At 58.0% G+C, this 4,989-nt stretch carries 5 protein-coding genes; 1 reads left to right on the top strand and 4 read right to left on the bottom strand.

The features are described 5' to 3' along the window. The coding region (locus P1S46_11480; protein ID MDF1537097.1) for a transposase at positions 1 to 917 on the top strand (917 nt) is incomplete at its 5' end. A 428-nt stretch (positions 918 to 1,345) separates the two neighbouring features. Here P1S46_11480 and miaA read toward each other — a convergent pair. The 4 genes from miaA to P1S46_11460 all read right to left on the bottom strand — a co-directional run bounded on the left by miaA (position 1,346) and on the right by P1S46_11460 (position 4,681). Then, positions 1,346 to 2,308, bottom strand: a complete 963-nt coding sequence (gene miaA, locus P1S46_11475) for a tRNA (adenosine(37)-N6)-dimethylallyltransferase MiaA (GenBank protein MDF1537096.1) — start codon at positions 2,306 to 2,308, stop codon at positions 1,346 to 1,348. After that, a complete protein-coding gene (gene mutL / locus P1S46_11470; GenBank protein ID MDF1537095.1) occupies positions 2,305 to 4,077 on the bottom strand; it encodes a DNA mismatch repair endonuclease MutL in 1,773 nt (590 codons plus the stop codon). The genes miaA and mutL overlap by 4 nt, the downstream gene beginning before the upstream one ends. A gap of 101 nt (positions 4,078 to 4,178) precedes the next feature. Continuing rightward, the gene (locus P1S46_11465) at positions 4,179 to 4,442 is read right to left on the bottom strand and encodes a Txe/YoeB family addiction module toxin (GenBank protein ID MDF1537094.1); all 264 of its coding nucleotides are present in this window, start codon (positions 4,440 to 4,442) and stop codon (positions 4,179 to 4,181) included. Next, positions 4,439 to 4,681: a type II toxin-antitoxin system Phd/YefM family antitoxin gene (locus tag P1S46_11460; protein ID MDF1537093.1), complete on the bottom strand. Its 243-nt coding sequence runs from the start codon at positions 4,679 to 4,681 to the stop codon at positions 4,439 to 4,441. The genes P1S46_11465 and P1S46_11460 overlap by 4 nt, the downstream gene beginning before the upstream one ends. Between the last annotated feature and the right edge of the window lie 308 nt (positions 4,682 to 4,989).

The following is a 4,989-nucleotide window of genomic DNA, read 5'->3' as shown; positions in this document are numbered from 1 at the left end:
GTCCAATCCGGGACTTTTCGCTCCACGGAAAGGGAAAAGCGTGGTTTTCCCTTTCCTTACAAATCAATGACTTACGGAGTGAGTCCTTGATTTGGGCGCCCCGCGCGGGGCGCGTTGATGGACTTTTTGCGAGTCCATCAACATTGGAGGAACTGGATAAGAAGCAGATTCCCTACATTCTTGGAGCCCGGATGCGTAAAGTGAATGAGATCAAGCTGGATGTGCTTTCTCGGCCGGGCCGATACAGTGAGGTTTACCCGGAAGGAAAATCTTCCAAGGACCCGTCTCCCCTTAAGGTTAAAGAGGTTCTGTTGAACGGCAATCGCTACATTGTCTGCCTCAACCCCAGACAGGCCCGAAAAGACGCCCATGACCGCCAGGGCATCGTCGATTCTTTAGAGGAGAAGATCAAAACAGGCCCCAAAAAGCTTATCGGGAACAAAGGATACCGGAAGTATCTCAAGATCGACCGTGGCAGCGTGCATATTGATCAGGACAGAATAGAGTATGAGTCCCGATTTGACGGCAAGTGGGTGCTGATCACCAACACCGATCTGCCTGCTGATCAAGTCGCCGTCAAGTACAAGGAATTGTGGCAGGTGGAGCAGGTCTTCAGGGACGTCAAATCCATATTGGAGACCAGGCCCGTGTATCACCAGCGGGATGCAAACATCCGGGGCCATGTGTTCTGCAGCTTTCTGGCTCTGGCGTTGAGGAAAGAGCTGGACAGGCGGATCGAGAAAGCCGGGCACTCATTCGAATGGGCCGACATCAAACAGGACCTCAAGGCGCTTCAGGAGGTGACCATTGAGGACAGCGGTAAATCTCTGGCTCTCCGGACGGAATGCGTCGGGACCTGCGGCAAGGTCTTCCAGGCTGCAGGGGTTGCCATCCCACCCACTATCCGGGAAATATGACAGGTAGATCAAAGAGCAAAAGGTAGTGCCAAGAACTTTTTATGCATTGCTAACTGCTTGATATTACAGAACTTTTTCTTTCCAACTGTTAAAGATGAGTCTCCCTTTTCCATAGTTATGGCCTTATCTTGAGAGAACACCTAAAGCATATTCCAGCGCTAACGGTAAAAGCCATAACCAAATTATTTCCAATTTTATAATGCGTCTGGACATCCCTATCTGATTACCAATCTTGACGGTGATCTCGTAAATGGCTGCGCTGTTGTAGATTAGCTTTTATCGCCTTTAATGGGGATCTAGATTGCCACGTCATCACGCCGCTGGCGTGACTCCTCGCAATGACATCTTTGGACCTTGGACGTTGAACTGGTTCTACACTCTACACTCTACGCTCAACACTCTACGCTCTACACTCTACGCTCAACACTCTACGCTCTACACTCTACGCTCTGCACTTCCCTCGCTATCCTCTCCGCCAGACCCGGGATCTCCTCCCGACCCGCGTACTCCAGCCAGGTCACCCCCTCTTCCCCTCGGAACCAGGTGAGCTGGCGCTTGGCGTATCGGCGGGTGTTGCGCTTGATAAGCTCCACCGCTTCTTCCAGGTTCGTTTCCCCGTCCAGGTGGTGGGCCATGAGTTCCCTGTATCCCAGGGCCTTCATGGAGGCCAGCTCCCTGCCATAACCCTTCTCCCTCAGCCCCCTCACCTCCTCCAGGAGGCCGGAGGCCATCATGGCGTCCACCCGCTCCTCGACCCACCGGTACAGCTGCTCCCTGTCCGGGGAGAGACAGTAAACCCTTGCGTCGAAGGGCCGGTCCCCGAAGGCGTGCCCCGAGCGGAGGCGGCTTATGGAAGAGCCGGTGAGTTCAAGGACCTCCAGGGCACGGACGACGCGGACGAGGTCATTGGGCATGGTCCTTTCAGCGGTTTCAGGGTCTTTTTCAGCAAGAAGCCTGTAAAGGCGCCCGGGATCGGCCTTTTCCTGTTCCCGAAACCTGTTCCTTAGCTCTTCATCCCGGGCCGGTCCCTCGAAAAGCCCGCCCAGGGCTCCCCTGAGGTAAAGCCCTGTTCCCCCCACCGCGACGGGGACAGCTCCCCGGGCAGTGATCTCGTCCACAGCTGTGCGAAAAAGGGGGATGAACTGTCCCACCGAGAACTCCTCGTCTGGATCGCGGATGTCCAGGAGGTGGTGGGGCACTGCGGTTCGCTCGGACCCGCCTGGCTTGGCGGTCCCGATGTCCATGCCCCTGTAGACCTGCATGGAGTCGAAGTTGACGATCTCCACGGTCAATAGCTCTGCCAGGTGCATGGCCAGGGCCGATTTCCCCGAGGCGGTGGGCCCGCCGATGGCGATTACGAGGGGTCTGCCTGAGGGCTTGATAGTCCTCATCGCCGGCCGAAGAGCTTCTCGAGGTCCGCCGGGCCCAGGGTGACCCGGGTGGGGCGGCCGTGTGGACAGGAGAAACCTGACTCGGCCTTGTCCAGTTCCCCTATCAGTGCCGCCATCTGGGACCCGGAAAGCCTCTGGCCGGCCATGACGCTCTGGCGGCACGCCCACCGGCTCATAGCCAAAGCCACCTCTTCGGGGTCCTTGCCAAGGGAATCAGGATCAGAAGCCAGCTGCTGAAGGATCTCATCGATGAGTTCTTCCTTCAGATCCGACGGGACAGCCGTAATACGGACCGTGGAAGGCCCGAACTCGTCCACTTCGAAACCGAAGGAGTTGAGCATGTCGGCGGAAGCGAGGAGGTTTGCCGCCTCGGAGGGACTGAGGGTCAAGACACGGGGAACCGCCAGCCTCTGGACCGGCACGTCCTTTCCCCCACGCCGGGCCATGAGCCGGTTGAACACGATCCTCTCGTGGGCGGCGTGCTGATCGATGACCTGGACCCCGTTCCCGCCTTCCACGAGGATATAGGTCCCCATGACCTGGCCCAGGATCCTGGGGGATTCTGGGTCATATCCTGTATTTTCAGAGAACCCGTCAATATCGCGTTCAAAATCAGCCGACTCCAATGGGTTAACAGCCTTGCCAAAAGGCAGTTTTGACTCTCTGGCCGGAGTTGCCGGAACAGTTCCGGCCGGTTGCGGGTAATCCCTCGGGGAGTGCGCGCGAATGTAATCAGGCGACACCCTGACCGGGGAGTTCATGTCCCGTACGGCGGCTTTCAGCGCCTGGGCAACGGGATCGGTCCTGCGGAACCGGACCTCCCGTTTTGAAGGATGCACGTTCACGTCCACAAGGTCGTCGTCCACGGTAAGCCTGAGCACCAGGGCCGGGAACCGTCCCGCAGGCCACGAACCGGCCAGGGCCGAGGAGATGACCCTGTTGAGCACCGGGTCCCTGACCGGGCGTCCGTTGACGATGACCTTGTGTCTCGTGCGGCGGCCGAAGGTTACTGTGGGGGGGCTGACGAGGCCCTCGAGAGTGATTCCGTCGGCCATGGCCGACAGGGGGACAAGGCTTTCGGCAGTGTCAACGCCCCACAGGGAGGCAACCCGGTCATGCAGGGATGAGGCCCCTCGACCGGCTCGGGCCAGGACAGGAGGGAGGTTCATGATCCGGGCACCGTCGCTGATTACCGAGAAGGACACGGCGGGAGCAGCCAGGGCAGCATCCTCGACGGCGCCAAGACACCAGGCCGCTTCGGTTTCCCTGGTCCTGAGGAACTTCCTCCGGGCAGGGAGCTTTCCGAAGAGCCTTTCGAGGGTAACGGTGGTCCCCTGTGCCCTGCCCACCGGCTCCACGTTGATCAGCTTGCCGTTGTCCACGGTGATCTTCGTACCCGAACCAGCTTTCCCATCCCAGCTTTCCATGGTGAACCGGCCCACCGCTGCTATGCTGGGAAGGGCTTCACCCCGGAAACCCAGGGTCCTCAGGTGCCTGAGGTCGTCCACGGAGGCGATCTTGCTGGTGGCGTGGCGCTCGATGGCAAGCAGACAGTCGTCCTGGGCCATCCCGGCCCCGTCGTCGGTGACGACGATCTTCCGCCGCCCGCCGTCCTCGATGCGCACTTCGATCTTTTCCGCCCCGGCGTCAAGGGCGTTCTCCACCAGCTCCTTGACCACGGAAGCCGGGCGCTCCACCACCTCCCCCGCGGCGATAACGTCGACAAGGTGGTCGGGGAGGATCTTAATGCGTTTACGGCTGTCGCTCATAATTCAATTCCAGATTCCATCCGTCTTCGTCACGCTTCTCTGCGGTCTCTGGGGCACTGCGAGAGACAGATTTTGACCTTCACCTGTGTTCGGTGTTCTGTTTACTCATAATGCGTCCACATGCGGATCACTTTAACAATCTTCTCCTCCTCCAGGACCTGGTATACGAGGCGGTGCTGGATGTTGATCCGCCTGGAAAAGGCACCTGAAAGGTCCCCGATGAGCTTTTCGAAGGGGGGCGGTGATCGGTAAGGGTCTTCCTGGAGAAGCTTAAGAAGTTCATGAGCTTTCTCTTTCAGCCCCGAGGCGGCCAGTTTTTTAGCATCTTTCCTGGACTGGCTTGTGTAGACGAGGCGCCAGGTCACCAGTCGAGAACCTCGGCACACTCCTCTACGGGAGTCTCAAGGCCCTCCCGGATCGACTCCCTCATCCCGGGGATGGAGAGAAGGTATAAGGTCTCCTGGATGGCCCTCCAGTCTTCTTCAGCCACCAGGACGGCGTTGCCCCTCTTGCCGGTGATGACGAGGGGCTCGTGAGACTGTCCCGCCTCCTCCAGGAGCTTGTAAAGGTTGGCCCTGGCCTTGCTAACGGACATCGTTTTCATGGCGTTCCTCCGTTGCTATATGATCCGATTAAACGTACCATATAGCGTACGGTACTATATTACGTACGGAATAGCAACCCGTGTTGAGTGAATCCCGGATCTTTGTGCCTGATAAATAATACTCTCCACAGGGTACACCAGTCTTCGCTGAAGCTACGCCCCGGCAGGCAGGGTTGCACAGGGTTAAAATTGAAGTATGTTTTCCAGAAACTGATTCTTGCATATTCTAAGATTGATAGGGTCGCAAAAAGTCCAATCCGGGACTTTTCGCTCCACGGAAAGGGAAAAGCGTCGTTTTCCCTTTCCTT

The organism is bacterium (assembly GCA_029210545.1).
In the GTDB taxonomy this organism is placed as follows: Bacteria; BMS3Abin14; BMS3Abin14; order BMS3Abin14; family BMS3Abin14; genus JARGFV01.
This window is presented reverse-complemented; position numbering and strand designations above follow the sequence as displayed.

What these genes read in the sequence shown, in the direction of transcription:
- miaA (MDF1537096.1), bottom strand. Translation starts at nt 2,308, where the DNA reads ATGAGGACTATCAAGCCCTCAGGCAGACCCCTCGTAATCGCCATCGGC.
- mutL (MDF1537095.1), bottom strand. Translation starts at nt 4,077, where the DNA reads ATGAGCGACAGCCGTAAACGCATTAAGATCCTCCCCGACCACCTTGTC.
- P1S46_11460 (MDF1537093.1), bottom strand. Translation starts at nt 4,681, where the DNA reads ATGAAAACGATGTCCGTTAGCAAGGCCAGGGCCAACCTTTACAAGCTC.